Consider the following 18,519-nt stretch of genomic DNA (forward strand, 5'->3'; position numbering starts at 1 on the left):
TAGCGAAAGTCCTAAAAACAAAAAGACCTTTACAAACGTGTGCAAAGGTCTTTATCTATTTTCATTGGAAGTTGAGGGATCCCCCGAAATCACTCAACATAAAAAGGTCTAAAACAAAAAAGCCTCAGAAACCTGAGGCTTAATTGCTTTTCTTCAGTGGGAGCTGAGGGATTCGAACCCCCGACCCTCTGCTTGTAAGGCAGATGCTCTGAACCAGCTGAGCTAAGCTCCCAAAATGCGCTGAACCTCCCGATAGCTATCGGGAGAGCTAAGCTCCCGTTAAGGACTGCAAAAGTAGTAGAGATTTTTAATTCTACAAATCCCTCATTCCAGTCATGGATAGAATCTTTCCGGATTTACGTTAACCAACTTTTAACAGCTCCCTTGCTTCAAAATCTTTTCGCTTCCTCTTCCATCGCTTGTGCGACCACAACCAAAACGGAGGGTTCGCTTTTATGTCGGCCTCCAGGTGTTGCGTATGTAGTTCTGTAATGCTGCCATGAGGCATTTCATTAGGCTCTTCACAAATCAACCTGTACTCGGTTTGATAATGCCCCCGCTTTAACCGATGGATTACCCCGTAGATAACCGGAGTATTAAAATCACGTGCAAATTTCTCGGTTCCAAACTGTACACCCGTTTCCTGGTTCAGAAATTCAAGCCAGTAAGGCTGTTGTGTTCGTTTGGGGCATTGATCCGAGCCGAAGATCACGGCCATTGGTCTTTCGCCATCCGCTTCCACGAGTTGTTTCACCTGGCTGTAGTTTTTCATCCACAGTCCATAGCGCGAACGACTAGCCAGAATTTTTGTATTCATGAACGCATTGGCCAATGGGGTATAGAGCGCAACCGGCTGATGCAAAATATCCATGCCAATAGAAACTGCAAATAACTCCCAGTTTCCATAATGCCCGCCAACAAGTGTAACGTGTTGCCCGCGTTTAAAATACGTTTCTAAAATTTCAGGGTTACGATGCGTAAACCGTTTCTTAACTTCTGATTTCGAAATGGTAAACGCCTTGATTGACTCCACGATTAAATCACAAAAATGAACATAAAAGGTTCGCTCAATTTGCCGGCATTGTTGTTTTGAAAAATGTGGAAATGAGTTTTCAATATTTGTTCGCACCACCCGCTTCCGATAGCCAATCAGAACGTACATAACCACAAACATCACATCGGATAGTCTGTATAAGAACCAGCTGGGCATACTGCTGACGGGCAGAATAACGAGGTAGAAGAGTAGGCGCATAGGTTAAAATCCCATAAGAATAGGGAGATATTGATAAACCGCAACCATTAATTGGCAAAACCTTCACTTCACCTGTTCAAATTATATCTTGTCTAAACAATAAAGCCTGCCCGGCTTTGGTTTGAACTTTGTATAGTATTTTTGTAAAACCATTTTTTAAGCTTGAAAACCTTCCGGAAAGTACTTTTCTATGTTGCCCTTGTGGTATCCGTAGCGGTTATCTCCCTGGTGGTGTCTGCATTTTTGTTCAAGGATCAAATCATCAAGCAATTTATTCTCAAAGCCAACGAGCAGTTAAGTACCCCGGTAAAAATCGGGAAGATTGATGTGTCAGTATTTCAGCGCTTCCCGCATATGTCAATTGTGTTTAAGGATGTGTATGTAGAAGACAGCCATGCGGGGCAGTACCCGTTGCTTACCGCCAAACAAATTTCCTTTCACCTTAACCCGGTAGAAGTTTACCGTGGGCAATACACCATACAAGGTTTACAAATTTCCGACAGCGAAACCAATCTGAAAATTAATGCGAAGGGGGAGAATAATTACACCATCACCAAATCAACCGGCAATGGCGGGCCAATAAAATTTGAACTGAAGAATGTCGTGTTAAAAAACACACGCGTGCGGTACATCGATCTGGAGCGCACTGATGAGATGATTTTTACCAGCGAACAATTGTACACTACCATCCGCTCGTTTAATGATGTGTATGCCATTACGGCCAAGGGCGATGTGACTACCGAAAAAATGGATGTAGGAAACGTTGATTTGCTAGCCGGCAAGACTTTCGTAGTAAATACTTCTCTTGATTACGATGATGACAACAAAGCCATTCAGATAAAATCGGGCGACCTGATATTGGGCACCTCACTTTTCAATGTTCAGGGTACCTATCGTTGGAAAGCCAAAAACGAAATTAACCTGGTTGCTGAAGGTGAAAACACCGACATCCAAACGCTGTTATCGCTGCTTCCGGAAAAGAATGCAAGCGCCTATCAGCAATACCAAAGTCGTGGCGATGTGTATTTTCGTGCAAGTCTTCAGGGCGAGATCAGTAAAAATAAAAGTCCGGGTTTTTCTGCCACCTTTGGTTTTAATAAGGCTACTTTCTTGCATCCCACCTATTCATCAAAAATTGAAGATGCCAACCTCGAAGGCTCCTTTGCTACTTCAAGCCTGCGCGATGCATCAGCAGGTGTGTTGTCGTTAAAAAACATGACCGGTAAACTCAACGGTCAACCGTTTCGGGCCAACCTGGTGGTCCGAAATTTTTCTGATCCGGATGTGATTCTCGATTTCAAAGGCGACCTCGATGCACAGGCTATTGTAAATTTTTATCCGATTGCCACGTTAAGTCAGGTTAGCGGAACATTGATTACTGATATTGCTTTTGAAGGAAGATTATCGTGGCTAAAAAGTAAGGCTACGGCACAGCGCACCTCCACACGCGGATCAATTCAGGCTACGGATTTGAATTTTGTTTATGGGAAAGATGAAATCCCAGTAAAAAACCTGAACGGCACTTTTCAATTCAACAACAATGATCTTGCGCTTAGCAACGTAAGTGGATCTTTAGGCAGCAGCGATTTCAGACTAAATGGATTCTTTAAAAATATTGTCACGTTTTTGCTATTTGAAGATCAGCCCGTAGGCATTGAGGCCGATTTGAAATCAAATTCACTTAACGTGGATGAATTGTTCGCATATGCATTTGGTCGTGAGTCTGATAAAACCGGAGAAGCAACCGCTTATGAATTCAAAATCTCTAGAAACATTAACCTGAATTTCAATTGCGATGTGCAACGATTGAATTACAAACGTTTTACGGGCCAAAACCTGAAAGGCGATTTACTGGTGAAGAACCAGGTGGCTATATCGCGTAACATTCAGGTAAACGCCATGGGTGGCGCACTCACGCTCTCTGGCATTGTAGATGCCAACAACCCGAAAGCCATTGATGTGATGAGCACATTCAAGCTAAACGGACTTGCCGTAGATAGCATCTTTTATGTGTTCGAAAACTTTTATCAGGATTTTATTGAAGATCGGCATTTGAAAGGCCAGGCTTATGCCGATGTTACGCTCGACATGACCTTAAATCAAAACCTGAAACTTTTCCCTGAAACGCTGGTGGCCGACATCAGTGCCACTATAAAAAATGGAGAACTGAATAATTTCGAACCCTTAAAAAGTTTGAACAAATACTTAGACGATGAAAGTTTAAGTGCCCTTCGTTTTGCCGATTTGAAAAACGACATCCACATCGAAAACAAAACGGTTTACATTCCCATGATGGAAGTACGCAGCAACGCCACCGTATTGCAGATCAGTGGTACGCATAAATTTGATCAGCACATTGATTACCGCGTGGTTACGCCCTTAAACAACAGGCGCAAAATCGACATCAACGAAGCAGCCGGGGCCATTGAAGAAATGGAGGGCCGGGCCAAGTTGTTTTTGAAGATTGTGGGCACCACGGATGACTACCGGGTTTTGTATGATACAGAAGCTGTTAAGAAAAAAATCATTGCCGACCTGAAAAAGGAAGTACAGGAACTTAGAGATATCTTCAAGAACAAGAAGAAGAAAAAGGATGTTGAGCTTTCTACGGAAGAGTTTGATTGGGATAATGAAAATCAGTAAGGTTACTGAATCGCCTCTCTCAAAAAATCATTCAACGGCTTTACTGCTTTACACACCTCGGCAACCTGCTTCATGAATTTTTTATCCTTCACCTGTGTGTCGCTGAAATAATGCGAGACAATAAAACTCTTATTCTTTAGCAGGCCAATGTGCGGGTGCTCTTTAGCATACCCTTTCGGAGCGGTTTTTACCTGATCAAACTCATCCAATCCTGAAAAGTATTTTTTAAATTTTTTGTCCTTGAGGATTTTCAAAAATGCATCGGCATTGTAATCGATTTCCTGGCGCACCTTGGCTAAGTTTTCCGCATTGGGCATGTACAAGCCTCCTGCCACAAAGCTGTTGCCTGGTTCAATGTGAACGTAGTAGCCAGGCTCCTGCTCCATTTTTCCACGAAAGGAAAAACCGGCACCCATATTCGTTTTATATGGTCGCTTGTCCTTGCTGAAACGCACATCGCGGTAAATGCGAAAGGCCAGCTTGCGCGGATTGATTCCGCCAAGGCTTTCATCAAACTTTAACAATTCTTTATGCAGGTCTTCCAAAAAATCATCAAAAAGGTTTTTCACTTCTACATAACGTGGCTTGTTCTGTTCAAACCAATCGCGGTTGTTGTTCTTCGCGATGTCTTTCAGAAATTTTAGAATTTTATCGAATTGCATATCACAAACCTTATTTATTTTATTCTTTCCAATTTAATCCCAGTCATCCATATATTTGAAACGTCCACGCTCAGCCGCGGTCCTACGCCTTTGATCATAGGTTTGTGCGTACGTGCCGGATTCAGGTATTTTTTCATAGCTACTATAGTAGTCGGCACGGGTAGACACACAGGTCATTTATTCTTACCAAAAGTTCGCTCCTATTGAGCTTACGTAATTCCTAAATCACATCCATCACCGCTTCCAAACCAATTCCCCTGGATGCCTTCACTAAAACGGTAGCCCGACTGATTGGGTTTTGCTTCAGGTATTCTAGCAAATCTTCTTTTTTATAAAAATGTTTCGCTCGTGGAAACTCCTTTAGCGCTGAACTCATTAATTCACCACACAGCAAAACATCGTTAAATCCCAAATCACGAATGAGTTTACCCATGTTGCGATGTTCAGCCTCTGCCTCCTCTTCCAGCTCAAACATATCCCCCAAAATCAAAACCTTATGATCGGCCTTCATGTCCGCCAGGTTTCTGATGGCTGCTTCCATTGAACTCGGATTGGCATTGTAGGCATCAAGAACAATCGTGTTTGAATTTTTCTTAATTACCTGCGAGCGCATGTTGGCGGGTTCATATTCAGCCACTGCCTGCAACGCAAGGGTGGCATCCACACCAAAAAACTTACCGATACACAACGCGGTGGCAATGTTTTCAAAATTGTAAGCGCCAATCAATTTGGTCTGCGCTTCTCGCCCATCCTCCGTCCGGATTTTTATATACGGATCAGCACTGATCAATTCACAATGAAAGTAATCGCCTTTGGTCGGATATAGCAACGGATTTTTAAACCGCTTGGCCATGTTAAACAGTATCGGGTTTTGTGAATTGATGAACACGGTGCCCTGTTGGTTGATCAGGTGCATGTACAATTCCGACTTTCCGCGAATAATATTATCAAACCCGCCAAACGTGCCGATATGAGCCTTACCGATATTCGTAATAAACCCGTGGGTTGGATTGGCGATGTTGCACAAATCTGCAATCTCACCAAGATGGTTTGCTCCCATTTCAATCACAGCAATCTCAACGGTGTTGTCTATGGAGAGAACAGACAACGGCACACCAATATGGTTGTTCAGGTTTCCTTTTGTGGCAAAGGTTTTAATTTTTTTTGCCAGCACGGCATTCAACAATTCCTTCGATGTGGTTTTTCCGTTTGACCCGGTTAACCCGATTATAGGAATGGTTAATTGATCGCGATGGTAACGCGCCAATTGTTGCAGCGTCTTCAACACATTTTCCACCACCACATACCGATTGTCTTTGGCAAAAGCAGCTTCATCAATTACAGCCAGTTGAGCCCCTTTGGCCAATGCCTCCTCTGCAAACTGGTTGGCATTGAATTTTTCGCCTTTTAATGCAAAAAAAATCGAACCGGGTGTGATCTGCCGCGTATCAGTCGAAACTTTACCGGTCTTCAGGTAGTTTTGGTATAAGTTCTGAATATCCATGATTATCTTACCCACCAAGATAACAGGAGGATGAACGTATGCGTTACATCCATGTAAAAAAGTTTTATGCGCCTGACCACGCTTTTTGTATTTGTCGCACTTCTTGCCAAGGCGCAATTTACCTACGTGCTTAATCAGCAGGTTCCGGTAATTGTCGATCAGGACACCCTAACCATGCCCTGGGCAGGCGGATTAAATGCAGCGCAGTTCAATACCATGGATCTTGATTTTGACGGAAAAGAGGACCTGGTACTTTTTGACCGCATGGCGAATCGGGTGATTACTTATTTGAATGTTGACGACCAATACAGCCACGCGCCCGAATACGAGCCATATTTTCCGGAAGAAACCTCGGGCTTTATGATGCTGCGCGATTTTGATTGCGATGGCAGAAAAGATTTGTTCACCAAAGATGTACAGGGAATAAAAGTTTTCAGAAACATCAGTGAGCCCAATCAACCACCGGCATGGGAACAACTTACGTTTTATACGGGATTTAACGGACCAAGAAGTCCGGTGCTGCTAACCAAAGGATTCTCTGGAAAGATCAACCTGCAATTGCAGTCGGATGACCTGCCTGCTATTGTGGATATGGATGGCGATGGCGATCTGGATATCATGAATGTGAAATTTGTAGGCAGCAGTACAATCGAATATCATCAAAACTTCAGCATGGAGCGTTACGGCACCTGCGACTCGCTGGATTTTGAACGCATTACCCAATACTGGGGCGGTGTGGAGGAATGTGAGTGCGGTGTTTTTGAATTTGGTGAACCCTGTTCAACCGGTGGCCGGCAAAAGCACGCGGGCGGAAAAAGTTTACTCGTGCTTGATGTTGATAACGATGGCGACATGGATGTGCTCTTTTCGGAGGCAGAGTGTACGCACGTATTCCAACTTACCAATGAGGGCACCAACGAAAACCCTGTTATAACCAGTGCAATTGATTTCCCCACAGCAACACCGGTTAATATTCTGGCATTCCCATCTGTCTATTATGAAGATGTTGACTTTGATGGAAAAAAAGATTTGCTGGCCTCTCCGAATATTTTTGCACGCGAATTTCTGCAAACCAATTTACGTCAGTCCACCTGGTTTTATAAAAACACGGGCACAAGTGAACTGCCTCAATTCTCGTTTCAGCAACGTGATTTCTTACAAAACAATATGATTGATGTTGGCGATAATGCTGTGCCGGCTTTTTTTGATGCAGATGCCGATGGCGATTTGGATATGTTTATCGGAACGTTTGTTAACGGAAACCGAGCCTCAATCTTTTACTATGAAAATATTGGAACCCGCACGGAACCTGTTTTCAAATTTTTTACGGATGATGTAATTGGCCTGTCGTTCAATAATTTCACCAACATCAAGCCTCAGTTTGCCGATGTGAATGGCGATGCAAAAGCTGACCTGGTGTTTACAGCCTCCAACCAATTCGGTGTTGGCACCAACCTGTACTACGTGGCCAACACGAGCAGTGCCGGATTAAACTTTACAGGCCAGCAGATTCAATCCCTGAATTTTCCCATTCCATGGAATGCCGAAAATGTATTGCTCACGGATATCAACAACGATCTGTTGCCTGATCTTTTAATAGGAAAACTGAATGGGTCTATAGAGTATTGGCAAAACACCGGTACACCAACCTCACCCAATTTTACCTTGGTAGAAAGCGATTACCTCGGTTTGGGGCCAAGCATACTGAGGCAGAATCTTTCTATGGCATCAGCCGACTTGAATAGTGATGGAAAAGCAGACCTGGTATTGGGTGATCAGCTTGGTCGGCTAACCATTATTAATGATTTCAAAAATCAAACGGACGCTTCTTCGGGCACCACTAATATCTTGTTCAACTCACTTTCCGAAACGTATATCAATCAAAACCTGGGGGGCCGGGTGTGGCCAGCCATTGCCAACATTTTTAACACCAACCGGCCCGCTATTGTGGTGGGTAATGCTTTAGGCGGCTTACACATTTTGCAACCCGATGAAAGCCAGGCCTTGCCCGAATCACCCCAAATCACGGTTTATCCCAACCCGGTTGTTCGTGAAAATACCAATGTGATTAACATCAGCGTGGACCGCCCGGCCTTTGTTTACCTTGTTAGCATTACCGGGCAGGAACTTGGAAGCCCCATTTTAATGCAGGGCCAGCAGCTGTATCAGTTTCGGGTTGATGGGCTGCCTGCCGGGATATACATCCTGCGCTTCTTTATTAATGACCGATCATTTGCGCGCAGAATCGTTATTCATTAGCGTAAAAAGGGTCATTTTCAGTCATTTCGATGATTTCAAGGTAATTTCAGGTTAAACTTGGATAATTGGGGTCGTTTTCCCGATATTTGCAGTCCCTTTTTTAGGGGTAAACGAATAGAGACATGGCGAGAGTTTGTCAAATTACCGGAAAACGTCCACAGGTTGGAAACAGCGTATCGCACGCGAACAATAAAACCAAGCGCAGGTTCTACCCGAACCTTCAGAAAAAGCGCTTTTTTGTTCCGGAAGAAGGAAAATGGATTACGTTGAAGCTTTCCACCAAGGCAATTAAAACGATCAATAAGTTGGGTATCACTGCCGTTTTGAAAGAAGCGAAAGCAAAAGGACACCTGGCTTAATCAATAAACAGTAAAGAATCATGGCAAAGAAAGGCAACAGGATTCAGGTGATTTTAGAGTGCACCGAGCACAAGGCAACCGGTATGCCCGGCATGAGCCGTTACATCACCACCAAGAATCGCAAAAACACTACCGAGCGTTTGGAGTTGAAGAAATACAACCCCATCCTTAAAAAAGTAACTGTTCACAAAGAAATTAAGTAATCATGGCAAAGAAGGTTGTTGCTACACTGAAAAAGACAGACGGAAAAAACTTTGCAAAAGTGATCCGTGCTGTGAAGTCTGAAAAAACAGGCGCCTATACATTCAAGGAAGAAATCGTTCCTGCCGAATTGGTGAAAGACGTTTTGGCCAAGAAGTAAGCTTCGGTTAACGCATTCATGGAAAGTCCCACCCGGGACTTTTTTTATACCCAATCAGTAACTGCTCTTCATGGAGCGGGGCTTAATTTTTACTAAGTTGTGCCATGGCATTTTTAGGCGGATTATTCTCGAAAGAAAAAAAGGAGTCGTTAGACAAAGGGTTAGAAAAAACCTCCAGTAACATCTTCAGCAAGCTGGGTAAGGCCCTGGTGGGGAAATCCACCGTGGATGATGATGTGCTGGACAACCTGGAGGAAATTCTGGTTTCGTCCGATGTGGGCATCAACACAACATTGAAAATTATTGAGCGCATTCAGCAACGCGTTGCCCGCGATAAATACCTGGGCACAAGCGAACTTGACCGTATACTGAAAGAAGAAATTGCCGCCTTGTTGGCAGAAAATCAATCCACCGATCAAGCTGATTTTGAAATCCCGGAAGGAAAGAAGCCATATGTGATTATGGTGGTGGGTGTAAATGGCGTAGGTAAAACCACTACCATCGGTAAACTTTCCGCGCAGTTTAAAGAGCGCGGCAAATCCGTTGTGTTGGGCGCAGCGGATACATTTCGGGCAGCTGCGGTAGATCAGCTAAAACTTTGGGGCGAACGTGTGGGTGTACCCGTAATCAGCAAAGGCATGAACACCGACCCATCGGCTGTGGCTTTTGATGCCGTTCAGGAAGGTGTTAATCGGGGTGCCGATATCATCATCATTGATACCGCTGGCCGGTTGCATACCAAAGTAAACCTGATGAACGAGTTATCGAAAATCAAAAGGGTGATGCAGAAAGTGATACCGGATGCGCCACACGAAGTGTTGTTGGTGTTGGATGGCAGCACCGGACAAAATGCAGTGATTCAGGCACGGGAATTCACCAAAGCAACCGATGTTACTTCATTAGCCATTACCAAATTGGACGGCACAGCGAAAGGTGGCGTAGTCATCGGAATATCCGATGAATTTAAAATACCTGTTAAATATATTGGCGTTGGCGAAAAAGTTGGCGACTTGCAGGTGTTCAACAAAGCTGAGTTTGTTGACTCACTTTTCAAAAAAGGTTAGTGAGCGTACCAAAACAACGGCTAAAGAAATAATCGGAGAAAAGAGTAATCCAATCAAAAAGATTTCTACCCATCGAAAACCCCTCTTTTGGGCATAGGTTGCAACCACGACTGATAAAACTACTGAGAGCGTCAGGAGAATTAATATCGGTTCCATTGGTGTTATTTCTTGTTAGTCAAATATAACACTAAAAAATTATTTCTCCCCCCCCTCAAACGGTACCCGAATCAGCACATAATATGTAAAGCCCCACGTACTGTTTTTGTCTGTTCGTCCATAGCCCGGCACATCGTAGGGCACCAGCCCGCTCGATTCATTGGTGTTGAGTCCGAATTTGTATCGAATCGTGTAGCCCATCCAAAACACACTAAACATACGTACGCGCAATCCGGATGTTAGTTCAGCCCAGGAAGCACGCACATCGTTATTGGTATTTTGAATGGTGCCATCTCCAAACACAGGGTCGCTAATAAATGTGGTGAGTTGTTCTGAAAATGTTCCGCGCGCATAGCGCAGGCCCAGAAAGAAATTATTTCGTTCCGGATCGTTCGTTAGAAAATTCACATCAACACCTGTCCGCCAGAAATTCCCGCTATTGGAATATGTATCGTTTTCTGATGTTAGATCGCGCGACCAGCGACCAGCCTCCACCACCAAGTAGTATCGGTCAAAATCGATGTCGGCAACGCCTTCCCAGCCGCCAAACTCAGGTTCAATGGGTGTGCGGATTATGCTGATCATATCCACACCGAACCGAACACCGGTTGGCAGATAACTCTTTTTCACCGTATCAGCTTGTTGAGCCACCGCGGTTAGTGCTACCATGAAAAAAAATATGCTAATTAAAAATCTCAATGTTGACAGTCCGGCTTTTGGTAAGTTGACGATTCACAACTCGAACAGAATCGAAGGTTGTATTTAAAATCTCCAGTGAGGAAAGAAAAATTTCACTGCCACATTCATCCGACACAAATCGCACCTCACGATTGTATCCTATCTGCAATTCTTTCTCACTTTCATGGAAATAAAAGGTGAACGAGGTTTCGGTATTAAACGGATCAACAGCCAACAAGGCCGTGGTACCTTTTAACGTATCAGGCTCATTGCCGGGGCTGTAGAAAATGCTATCAGCACCAAGCGCCACAACCTGATACAGTACTACGGTGTCTCTTGCCCCGCCTTCCAACTTGCGAAAGGATACAACCAAAGCCGTATCAGCGGTACGCAAACAATCCGGTTGATCCAGGCAGGAAAAGAGGGGCAGTAATAATAACCAAAACGCGTTTTTCACGGTTGTAAAGATAGTTTTTGATCTACAAGGCCAAACTTCGGGCCAGCTTATTTTTCGTACTTTTGCAGATTCTTAGCCGGCATACGTGAAAACAAAAGGAAACAGAAAAACAAAGGTCAACATCGTTACCCTGGGGTGCTCTAAAAACGTGGTGGATTCAGAAGTATTGCTGACCCAGTTGCGAGGCAATGGCATCGATGCAGTGCATGAATCGAAAAACGATGATGCAAGCGTGGTGGTGATCAACACCTGCGGGTTTATCGATAACGCCAAGCAGGAATCGATTGACACCATTTTGCGATATGTAGACGCCAAAGAAGAAGGCATCGTAGATAAAGTATATGTAACCGGCTGCCTGTCGCAGCGATATAAAGATGATCTTGAAAAAGAAATCCCTGATGTGGATGCCTGGTTCGGAACCCGCGATCTATCGCGGTTATTGAAACAATTCAAAGCTGATTACAAGCAGGAGCTTGTGGGCGAACGAATTCTTACCAACCCGAGTCACTATGCCTACATGAAAATTTCGGAAGGTTGCGACCGGCCTTGTTCGTTTTGCGCCATTCCGTTGATGCGCGGCATGCATGTATCGCGTCCCATGGAAGAACTGGTGCTGGAAGCCAGGAATTTAGCTAAAGGCGGAACGAAAGAATTATTGCTGATAGCACAGGACTCAACCTACTACGGCCTGGATTTGTACAAGAAACGAAACCTGGCTGAATTGCTTCAGCGATTATCCGATGTGGAGGGCATTGACTGGATTCGACTACATTATGCTTTTCCTTCAGGCTTTCCGTTGGATGTATTGGATGTGATGGCTGAACGAAGTAACATCTGTAAATATCTTGATATTCCTTTGCAACATGGTTCAAGTCGTATGCTGCAAATGATGCGCAGGGGCACGACTCGCGAAAAAACAGAAGAGCTATTGCAAACCATCCGCACCAAAGTTCCAGGCATTGCCATTCGTACAACTTTGATTGCTGGCCACCCGGGTGAAACCGATGAAGATTTTCAGGAGATGGCCGATTTTGTGGAGCGTTCGCGCTTTGATCGGCTGGGTGTGTTCACCTATTCGCATGAAGAGAACACACATGCCTACTCCATGAAAGATGACGTTCCGGATGAAGTTAAACAGCAACGGGCCGATGAAATCATGGAGTTGCAACAGGGAATTTCGCTGGAACTCAATCAGGAAAAGGTTGGAAAAACCTTTAAGGTTTTGATCGATCGGAAAGAAGGCGGTGAGTTTATCGGGCGAACGGAGTTTGACTCACCGGAAGTGGATAATGAAGTAATCATCAACGCTTCTCAGGAATACCTGCGCATAGGAGATTTTGCTGAAATAAAAATCACCTCGGCCACCGAATTTGACCTGTACGGGGAGGTTGTGCGGTAAATCTTCGTGTAAATTTTGTGGAACTCAAGGACGAAATAAACGTTATTTCGGTATGTTTTTTCTGACCACCAGTTGTTGTTGACCCATGCAGATCCAGAAGATTCCTTTTGAGGCTACCCACGCATTTACCCCGTTTTTTCTGGATTATATCCATCAAAAGGAATCGTTGAAACCATTTTATGGCCGATTTCCGGCTATCGAAAATTTTAAAGACCAGCTGGCAGAAAAGTCAGGTTCCTTTCCAGCACAACATCGCGATGTGTTGGTTGCTTCGCTGCTCAAACAGTATGAAAACATTGATGCAACCGATGCTGTAAAAGCTAACGTAGAAAAACTGAAACAACGGAATACGTTTACCATAACCACCGGTCATCAACTCAATATTTTTACCGGTCCGCTTTATTTTATTTATAAGATCATCACGGTTGTTAATACCTGTAAGCAACTCAAGCAAGCTTACCCCGAATATGATTTCGTACCGGTGTACTGGATGGCTTCCGAAGATCATGATTATGATGAAATAAAAAGTTTCAGGCTTTACGGAAAAAAGTATACATGGGAAACGAAACAACAAGGCGCTGTGGGTCGGTTTCATACCGATGATTTTAAAAAATTGCTTTCAGAAATACCGGGAGATATAGCACTTTTTAAAGAGGCATACACCAAGCACAAAAAACTAAGTGATGCAGTACGCTACTATGTAAACGCCTTGTTTGGCAGTGAAGGGCTAATTGTTGTAGATGGTGACGATCAATCTTTAAAGAAACTATTTATTCCTGCTATTGAGGCTGATCTGTTCGAACAACGTCACAAACCATTGGTTGATCAAGCCGATCAGGCATTGGAAGCCAACGGGTACAAGACTCAAATCCATTGTCGCGACATAAACTTGTTTTACCTGGAAGATGGATTAAGAAGTCGGATTGAAAAAGTTGGAGAAAAATACAATGTTGTTGACACCGACATTTCCTTCACAGAAACTGAGTTACGCGAGTTAGTACAGCAATCATCCGAAAAATTCAGTCCAAATGTAGTGTTGCGCCCGCTTTACCAGGAAATGATTTTACCTAACCTTGCTTATGTGGGTGGACCTGCTGAATTGGTCTATTGGTTACAGCTCAAAGGTATTTTTGATCACCACAACATTCCCTTCCCTGTATTGATGCCACGGAATTTTGCCCTGATCATGGATGCGCCCTTAGCGCGGAAATTTGATAAAACCGGACTAACCATAGAAGAACTCTTTTTAGCAAAAGACAAGTTATTCAACCATGCGGTACTCAAAATATCTACCGCAGAACTTACTTTGAATGGTGAAAAAAAAGTAATTGAAGATTACTTCACGCGCATCCAGGAAAATGTAACTCAAATCGACAAAACATTAGGCCCACTGGTTGGTGCTGAACAACAACGTGTAATGAAGGGCTTACTGAGAATTGAACAAAAACTTTTGAAAGCTGAGAAGCGGAAACATACTGACCTACTCCGCCAAATTGAAGCGGTAAAAGATGCCCTATTCCCAAATGGAGGTTTACAAGAACGTACCGATAACTTTCTGAACTTCGCACAAACTGACCAGCAATTCATTCCAACCTTGATTCAGTCACTTAATCCTTTTGATTTCAATTTTTCTATTTTGCGTTACGCATGACCAAACCGGAACTACGCAAACTTTATCTTCAAAAACGAAAAGCACTCAGCGAAGCCGAGTATTTGGCCCTTAATCATCGTCTTACTGAAATTTTCTTTACCAGTGTCGATCTTTCATTTATTCATGTGCTGCATACCTTTCTTCCTGTAGTTGAAAAACGTGAGCCTGATACATGGCTTATCATTGACCGCATCCGCAGGGAGTTTCCACATGTCCGGTTAAGCATTCCACGGGTAAATAACGAGACCGATCAACTTGAAAACTTCTATTTTGAGGGATTGCACCAGCTTAAAAAAAACAACTGGGGAATTTTGGAGCCGACTCAAGGGATTCCTACACCACCTGAAAAAATTGACATGGTACTGATTCCGCTTCTTGCTTTCGATAAGCAAGGCAACCGGGTTGGGTATGGCAAAGGATATTATGATCGGTTTTTAAAAACTGCTAAACCTGCTTGCTTGAAAATCGGAATTTCGCATTTCGATGCACCTAACGAAATTGATTCAGTCACCAACTCCGATGTTTCGCTAAACAGTGTACTTACACCAAAACAATTGATTCAGTTTTAGATTTCCGGCTCTTGCTGGCTCAAGCAATGAAATGACCCCAAGCCCCAAATAATATCAGTCGAGTCAAGGCCGATTACTGTTCTGTCTTTAAAGCAATCCTGAAGAATGGAGCAAGCCTTATCATCATTTTTGTCGCGGAAAGTAGGAACTACAACATAGTTGTTGCTGATGTAGAAATTTGCATATGAGGCCGGCAGTCGTTGATCTTCATAAATCACAGGAGCAGGCATAGGTAGCTCAACAATATTAATCTGTTTACCATTCTCTAATCGCAAAGTCTTTAGCTCTTTTAAATTCTCCTGAAGAATCTCGTAGTTCTCATCGCTTTGATTCTCTTCAACGATTGTCACTACTGTATTTTCATTTACAAAGCGGGTCAAATCATCAATATGCCCATCGGTATCGTCACCGATAATGCCATCACCTAACCACAAAATGTGATCAACACCATAGTAGCTGACCAGGTATTCTTCAATTTGTTTCTGACTAAGGTGGGGATTGCGATTTGGATTCAACAAACAAGCGCGGGTCGTAAGCAACGTTCCTTTTCCATTAAATTCAACCGAGCCGCCTTCCATCACAATTCCCGGTTCTACAACTGGAATGTTATAGTGCTTCGCGATAAGAGTGGGGATAACATCATCCAAATCGAACGGAGGATACTTGCCGCCCCACGCATTATAACCCCAGTCGACAATCATTTTCTTTTTTTCTTTCGGATTGATCAGAAAAGCCGGACCATGATCGCGGCACCAGGCATCGTTGGTAGGGTGAAAGAAAAAATTAACTTTCGCTAAGTCGGCTCCTGCTTTTTGCAATTGTTGAACAGCGAATTGTTTCATTGCTTCATCAACAACATTAATATTGACTAACTCACCTTCTGCAACACGCTTTATAAACTCGGCATACACCGGGTAAATGGTGTGAATTTTTCCAGGCCACGAAGCTTCTTTGTGCGGCCAACTCAACCACGTAGCAGTGTGTTTGGCGAACTCTGCTGGAAAGTAAAATCCTAATTCTTTTGGCGTCTTCATATAGTCCATGGTGTGATAGTCGATGGTCCACAGTCAGTTATCGACCATGGAATCTTGCCTAATCCTCATCAATAAATCTCTTCGTAATGGGCTGATAAGAATCGATGCGTCTATCGCGCAAAAATGGCCAGTGTGTGCGGTAGCTGTCCGTCTTATTTAGATCAACTTCAAGCACATTCACCTCCTCCACATCATGTGGGGCTTTGTATAATATGCTACCCATTGGATTGGCTATGAACGAACCTCCCCAAAACTTCATTCTCCCCTCCTGTTCAAACCCAACACGATTTACACTTACCACATGTAGTCCGTTTGCCACGGCATGACTGCGTTGAATGGTTTGCCAGGCATTGTATTGCTCCGAGTTGGTAGCCTCGTCTTGTGAAGTAGCCCAGCCAATGGCTGTTGGATAAAATAAAACTTCAGCTCCCATCAAAGCCGTAATCCGGGCTGCTTCCGGGTACCACTGATCCCAGCAAATTAGCACACCAATGGTTGCAAATTTTGTTTTGAAAACCTTGTATCCTAGATCCCCTGGTGTGAAATAAAATTTCTCAAAATATGATGGATCATCAGGGATGTGCATTTTTCTGTATTTGCCCAGGTAGGCGCCATCGGCATCTAATACAGCTGTTGTATTATGATAAATACCCTGTGTGCGCATTTCGAATAACGAAGCAATGATCACAACGCCAAGCTCTTTTGCAACGGCAGCAAGCGTCTCAGTGGATGGACCAGGAATAGATTCAGCTAACTTAAAATTCTCGTAATCCTCAACATCACAGAAATAGAGTGAGGTGAACAATTCCTGAAGGCAAACAATCTGCGCACCTTTGGCAGCCGCTTCACGAACGCCTTTAATTGCTTTTTGAAGATTTTCTTCTTTGTTATTCGTGCACGACATTTGCACGGTGCCAATCTTTACAAGTTTACTCGCCACGTCTGAAAAGTTAAGGACGTAAAATTACGGTGATTGGCGGTAAATAAAAATTATTCAAAGTCAGACAGAAACTTTCACAAGCGACTCATCTTTCGATTCCAACTGCGACTCACCCATCAGCCACAAATCAACTGCCTTGGCGGCTTCGCGTCCCTCAGAAATCGCCCAAACTACCAGTGATTGGCCCCTGCGAACATCACCCGCGGCAAACACACCCTTTCTTGAAGTCATGTAATTATGGGTTTGGATGTTGCCGCGCTCATCCAATCTAAGTTTTAGTTCCGCTACCAGGCCACCACGTTCAGCTCCGGTAAAACCGATGGCAAGAAGCGCCAGGTCGCACGGTATAATGCGCTCAGTGTTTTCAATTTCCTTGAATCCAGCCTTACCATTCTCCAGCAAACCCCATTCAATATCCACTACTTTTAGTCCGGTCAGGCGATTCATGTGATCACCAACAAATTCTTTTGTGAGGAGAGCCCATTTTCTTTCCACGCCCTCTTCATGCGAGGAGGAAGTATTCAAAATCATCGGCCACTGCGGCCACGGATTGGTATCTGTATTTCGGGCAAGGGGAGGTTTCGCCAAAAGTTCAATCTGTGTTATCGACTTTGCACCCTGCCGGTTTGATGTCCCCACACAATCTGATCCTGTATCGCCACCACCAATCACCAAAACGTTTTTTCCTGCTGCTAAAATATCGCCTGAAAAAATCCGGTCGCCTGCCACGCGCTTGTTTTGCTGGGTCAGGAAATCCATCGCGAAATGAACTCCAATAAAATTTCTTCCAGGTATGGAAAGATCGCGCGGAGCTGATGCACCACCACATACCACTACTGCATCAAATTCATCGCGAAGAAACTGCGCACTTACGTTTACACCCACGTGTGAATTTGGCCGGAAGATGATGCCTTCCTGTTCCATGATCTTCAATCTCCTGTCGAGCACTTTTTTCTCCAGTTTAAAATCCGGAATACCGTAGCGAAGCAAGCCACCAATTCTATCACTGCGTTCAAAAACGGTTACCCAATGTCCCGCTTGGTTTAGTTGCGCTGCTGCCGCCAAACCAGCCGGACCAGAGCCTACCACGGCAACCCGTTTACCGGTTCTGACTTTAGGCGGCTGTGGTCTGATGTATCCTTTTTCAAATGCGGTTTCCGCAATCGCCTTTTCAATGTATTCAATTGTTACGGGTTTGTTGTTGATGCTCAACACACAACTGGCTTCGCATGGTGCGGGGCAAATTCTTCCGGTAAACTCAGGAAAATTATTTGTTGAACTTAAAATCTGAATAGCTTCTTCCCACTTGCCTTTGTACACCGCTTCATTGAAATCGGGAATGTTGTTACCCAGCGGACAACCGCTATGACAAAACGGAACCCCGCAATCCATACACCTGGCTGATTGCTTGTTCACATGGCTGTGATCAATCGGTGGATAAATTTCTTTATAGTCATTTATGCGTTCATGCGGATGGCGCGTTTGCGGCATCTCACGGTTGAACTTCATAAAGCCATCAACTTGTCCCATG

Annotated in this window: 16 protein-coding genes, 1 tRNA gene and 1 pseudogene; 9 read left to right on the top strand and 9 right to left on the bottom strand. The window is 44.0% G+C overall.

Features of this window, described 5'->3' with window-relative positions:
* Nucleotides 1–157: 157 nt before the first annotated feature.
* Together QY309_15075 and QY309_15080 are read right to left on the bottom strand one after the other, a co-directional pair.
* A tRNA-Val gene (locus QY309_15075) sits at nt 158–232 on the bottom strand.
* A 129-nt stretch (nt 233–361) separates the two neighbouring features.
* Nucleotides 362–1,252: a lysophospholipid acyltransferase family protein gene (locus QY309_15080; protein ID WKZ59178.1), complete on the bottom strand. Its 891-nt coding sequence runs from the start codon at nt 1,250–1,252 to the stop codon at nt 362–364.
* Nucleotides 1,253–1,414: 162 nt separating this feature from the next.
* On the opposite strand from QY309_15080, the gene QY309_15085 reads away from it, so the two are divergent.
* Nucleotides 1,415–3,895: an AsmA-like C-terminal region-containing protein gene (locus QY309_15085; protein WKZ59179.1), complete on the top strand. Its 2,481-nt coding sequence runs from the start codon at nt 1,415–1,417 to the stop codon at nt 3,893–3,895.
* Between the two features lie 2 nt (nt 3,896–3,897).
* On the opposite strand, the gene QY309_15090 is transcribed toward QY309_15085, so the two are convergent.
* Complete coding sequence (locus QY309_15090) at nt 3,898–4,557, bottom strand: DUF2461 domain-containing protein (protein ID WKZ59180.1); 660 nt, start codon at nt 4,555–4,557, stop codon at nt 3,898–3,900.
* A gap of 220 nt (nt 4,558–4,777) precedes the next feature.
* Nucleotides 4,778–6,061, bottom strand: coding sequence for a UDP-N-acetylmuramoyl-tripeptide--D-alanyl-D-alanine ligase (murF, locus tag QY309_15095; protein WKZ59181.1), 1,284 nt, complete (start codon nt 6,059–6,061; stop codon nt 4,778–4,780).
* A 66-nt stretch (nt 6,062–6,127) separates the two neighbouring features.
* Here murF and QY309_15100 point away from each other — a divergent pair, with 66 nt between their 5' ends.
* The 5 genes from QY309_15100 to ftsY all read left to right on the top strand — a co-directional run bounded on the left by QY309_15100 (nt 6,128) and on the right by ftsY (nt 10,104).
* Entirely contained in the window at nt 6,128–8,320 is a 2,193-nt protein-coding gene (locus QY309_15100; protein ID WKZ59182.1) for a T9SS type A sorting domain-containing protein, read from the top strand.
* A gap of 122 nt (nt 8,321–8,442) precedes the next feature.
* Nucleotides 8,443–8,679 carry a 50S ribosomal protein L28 gene (gene rpmB / locus QY309_15105; protein ID WKZ59183.1) on the top strand — a complete coding sequence of 79 codons (237 nt, stop codon included), beginning with the start codon at nt 8,443–8,445 and terminating at the stop codon, nt 8,677–8,679.
* A gap of 20 nt (nt 8,680–8,699) precedes the next feature.
* Nucleotides 8,700–8,882: a 50S ribosomal protein L33 gene (gene rpmG, locus QY309_15110; GenBank protein ID WKZ59184.1), complete on the top strand. Its 183-nt coding sequence runs from the start codon at nt 8,700–8,702 to the stop codon at nt 8,880–8,882.
* Nucleotides 8,883–8,884: 2 nt separating this feature from the next.
* Nucleotides 8,885–9,040 carry a DUF4295 domain-containing protein gene (locus tag QY309_15115; GenBank protein ID WKZ59185.1) on the top strand — a complete coding sequence of 52 codons (156 nt, stop codon included), beginning with the start codon at nt 8,885–8,887 and terminating at the stop codon, nt 9,038–9,040.
* Between the two features lie 104 nt (nt 9,041–9,144).
* Entirely contained in the window at nt 9,145–10,104 is a 960-nt protein-coding gene (gene ftsY / locus QY309_15120) for a signal recognition particle-docking protein FtsY (GenBank protein WKZ59186.1), read from the top strand.
* 195 nt (nt 10,105–10,299) lie between these two features.
* Here the strand turns inward: ftsY and QY309_15125 are convergent, their stop codons facing one another.
* Both QY309_15125 and QY309_15130 read right to left on the bottom strand, forming a co-directional pair.
* The gene (locus QY309_15125; protein ID WKZ59187.1) at nt 10,300–10,929 is read right to left on the bottom strand and encodes a DUF6048 family protein; all 630 of its coding nucleotides are present in this window, start codon (nt 10,927–10,929) and stop codon (nt 10,300–10,302) included.
* Between the two features lie 13 nt (nt 10,930–10,942).
* Nucleotides 10,943–11,395 carry a DUF6452 family protein gene (locus QY309_15130; GenBank protein ID WKZ59188.1) on the bottom strand — a complete coding sequence of 151 codons (453 nt, stop codon included), beginning with the start codon at nt 11,393–11,395 and terminating at the stop codon, nt 10,943–10,945.
* Between the two features lie 85 nt (nt 11,396–11,480).
* Here QY309_15130 and rimO point away from each other — a divergent pair, with 85 nt between their 5' ends.
* The 3 genes and pseudogenes from rimO to QY309_15145 all read left to right on the top strand — a co-directional run bounded on the left by rimO (nt 11,481) and on the right by QY309_15145 (nt 15,014).
* Nucleotides 11,481–12,794 (top strand): 30S ribosomal protein S12 methylthiotransferase RimO, encoded by a 1,314-nt coding sequence (gene rimO, locus QY309_15135; GenBank protein WKZ59189.1) that lies wholly within the window; start codon nt 11,481–11,483, stop codon nt 12,792–12,794.
* A gap of 85 nt (nt 12,795–12,879) precedes the next feature.
* Nucleotides 12,880–14,418: pseudogene (gene bshC / locus QY309_15140) on the top strand (bacillithiol biosynthesis cysteine-adding enzyme BshC).
* A gap of 23 nt (nt 14,419–14,441) precedes the next feature.
* The gene (locus QY309_15145) at nt 14,442–15,014 is read left to right on the top strand and encodes a 5-formyltetrahydrofolate cyclo-ligase (protein ID WKZ59190.1); all 573 of its coding nucleotides are present in this window, start codon (nt 14,442–14,444) and stop codon (nt 15,012–15,014) included.
* Here the strand turns inward: QY309_15145 and QY309_15150 are convergent.
* From QY309_15150 to QY309_15160, 3 genes are read right to left on the bottom strand one after another with little or no spacing between them, the layout of a single operon-like run.
* Complete coding sequence (locus tag QY309_15150) at nt 15,011–16,057, bottom strand: agmatine deiminase family protein (protein WKZ59191.1); 1,047 nt, start codon at nt 16,055–16,057, stop codon at nt 15,011–15,013. The two genes, QY309_15145 and QY309_15150, sit on opposite strands and share 4 nt — an antisense overlap.
* Before the next feature lie 49 nt (nt 16,058–16,106).
* On the bottom strand, nt 16,107–16,988 hold the full coding sequence (locus QY309_15155; GenBank protein ID WKZ59192.1) for a carbon-nitrogen hydrolase: 882 nt from the start codon (nt 16,986–16,988) through the stop codon (nt 16,107–16,109).
* 60 nt (nt 16,989–17,048) lie between these two features.
* Complete coding sequence (locus QY309_15160) at nt 17,049–18,518, bottom strand: glutamate synthase subunit beta (protein ID WKZ59193.1); 1,470 nt, start codon at nt 18,516–18,518, stop codon at nt 17,049–17,051.
* Nucleotide 18,519: the final 1 nt, after the last annotated feature.

This window comes from Cyclobacteriaceae bacterium (assembly GCA_030584025.1).
In the GTDB taxonomy this organism is placed as follows: Bacteria; Bacteroidota; Bacteroidia; order Cytophagales; family Cyclobacteriaceae; genus UBA2336.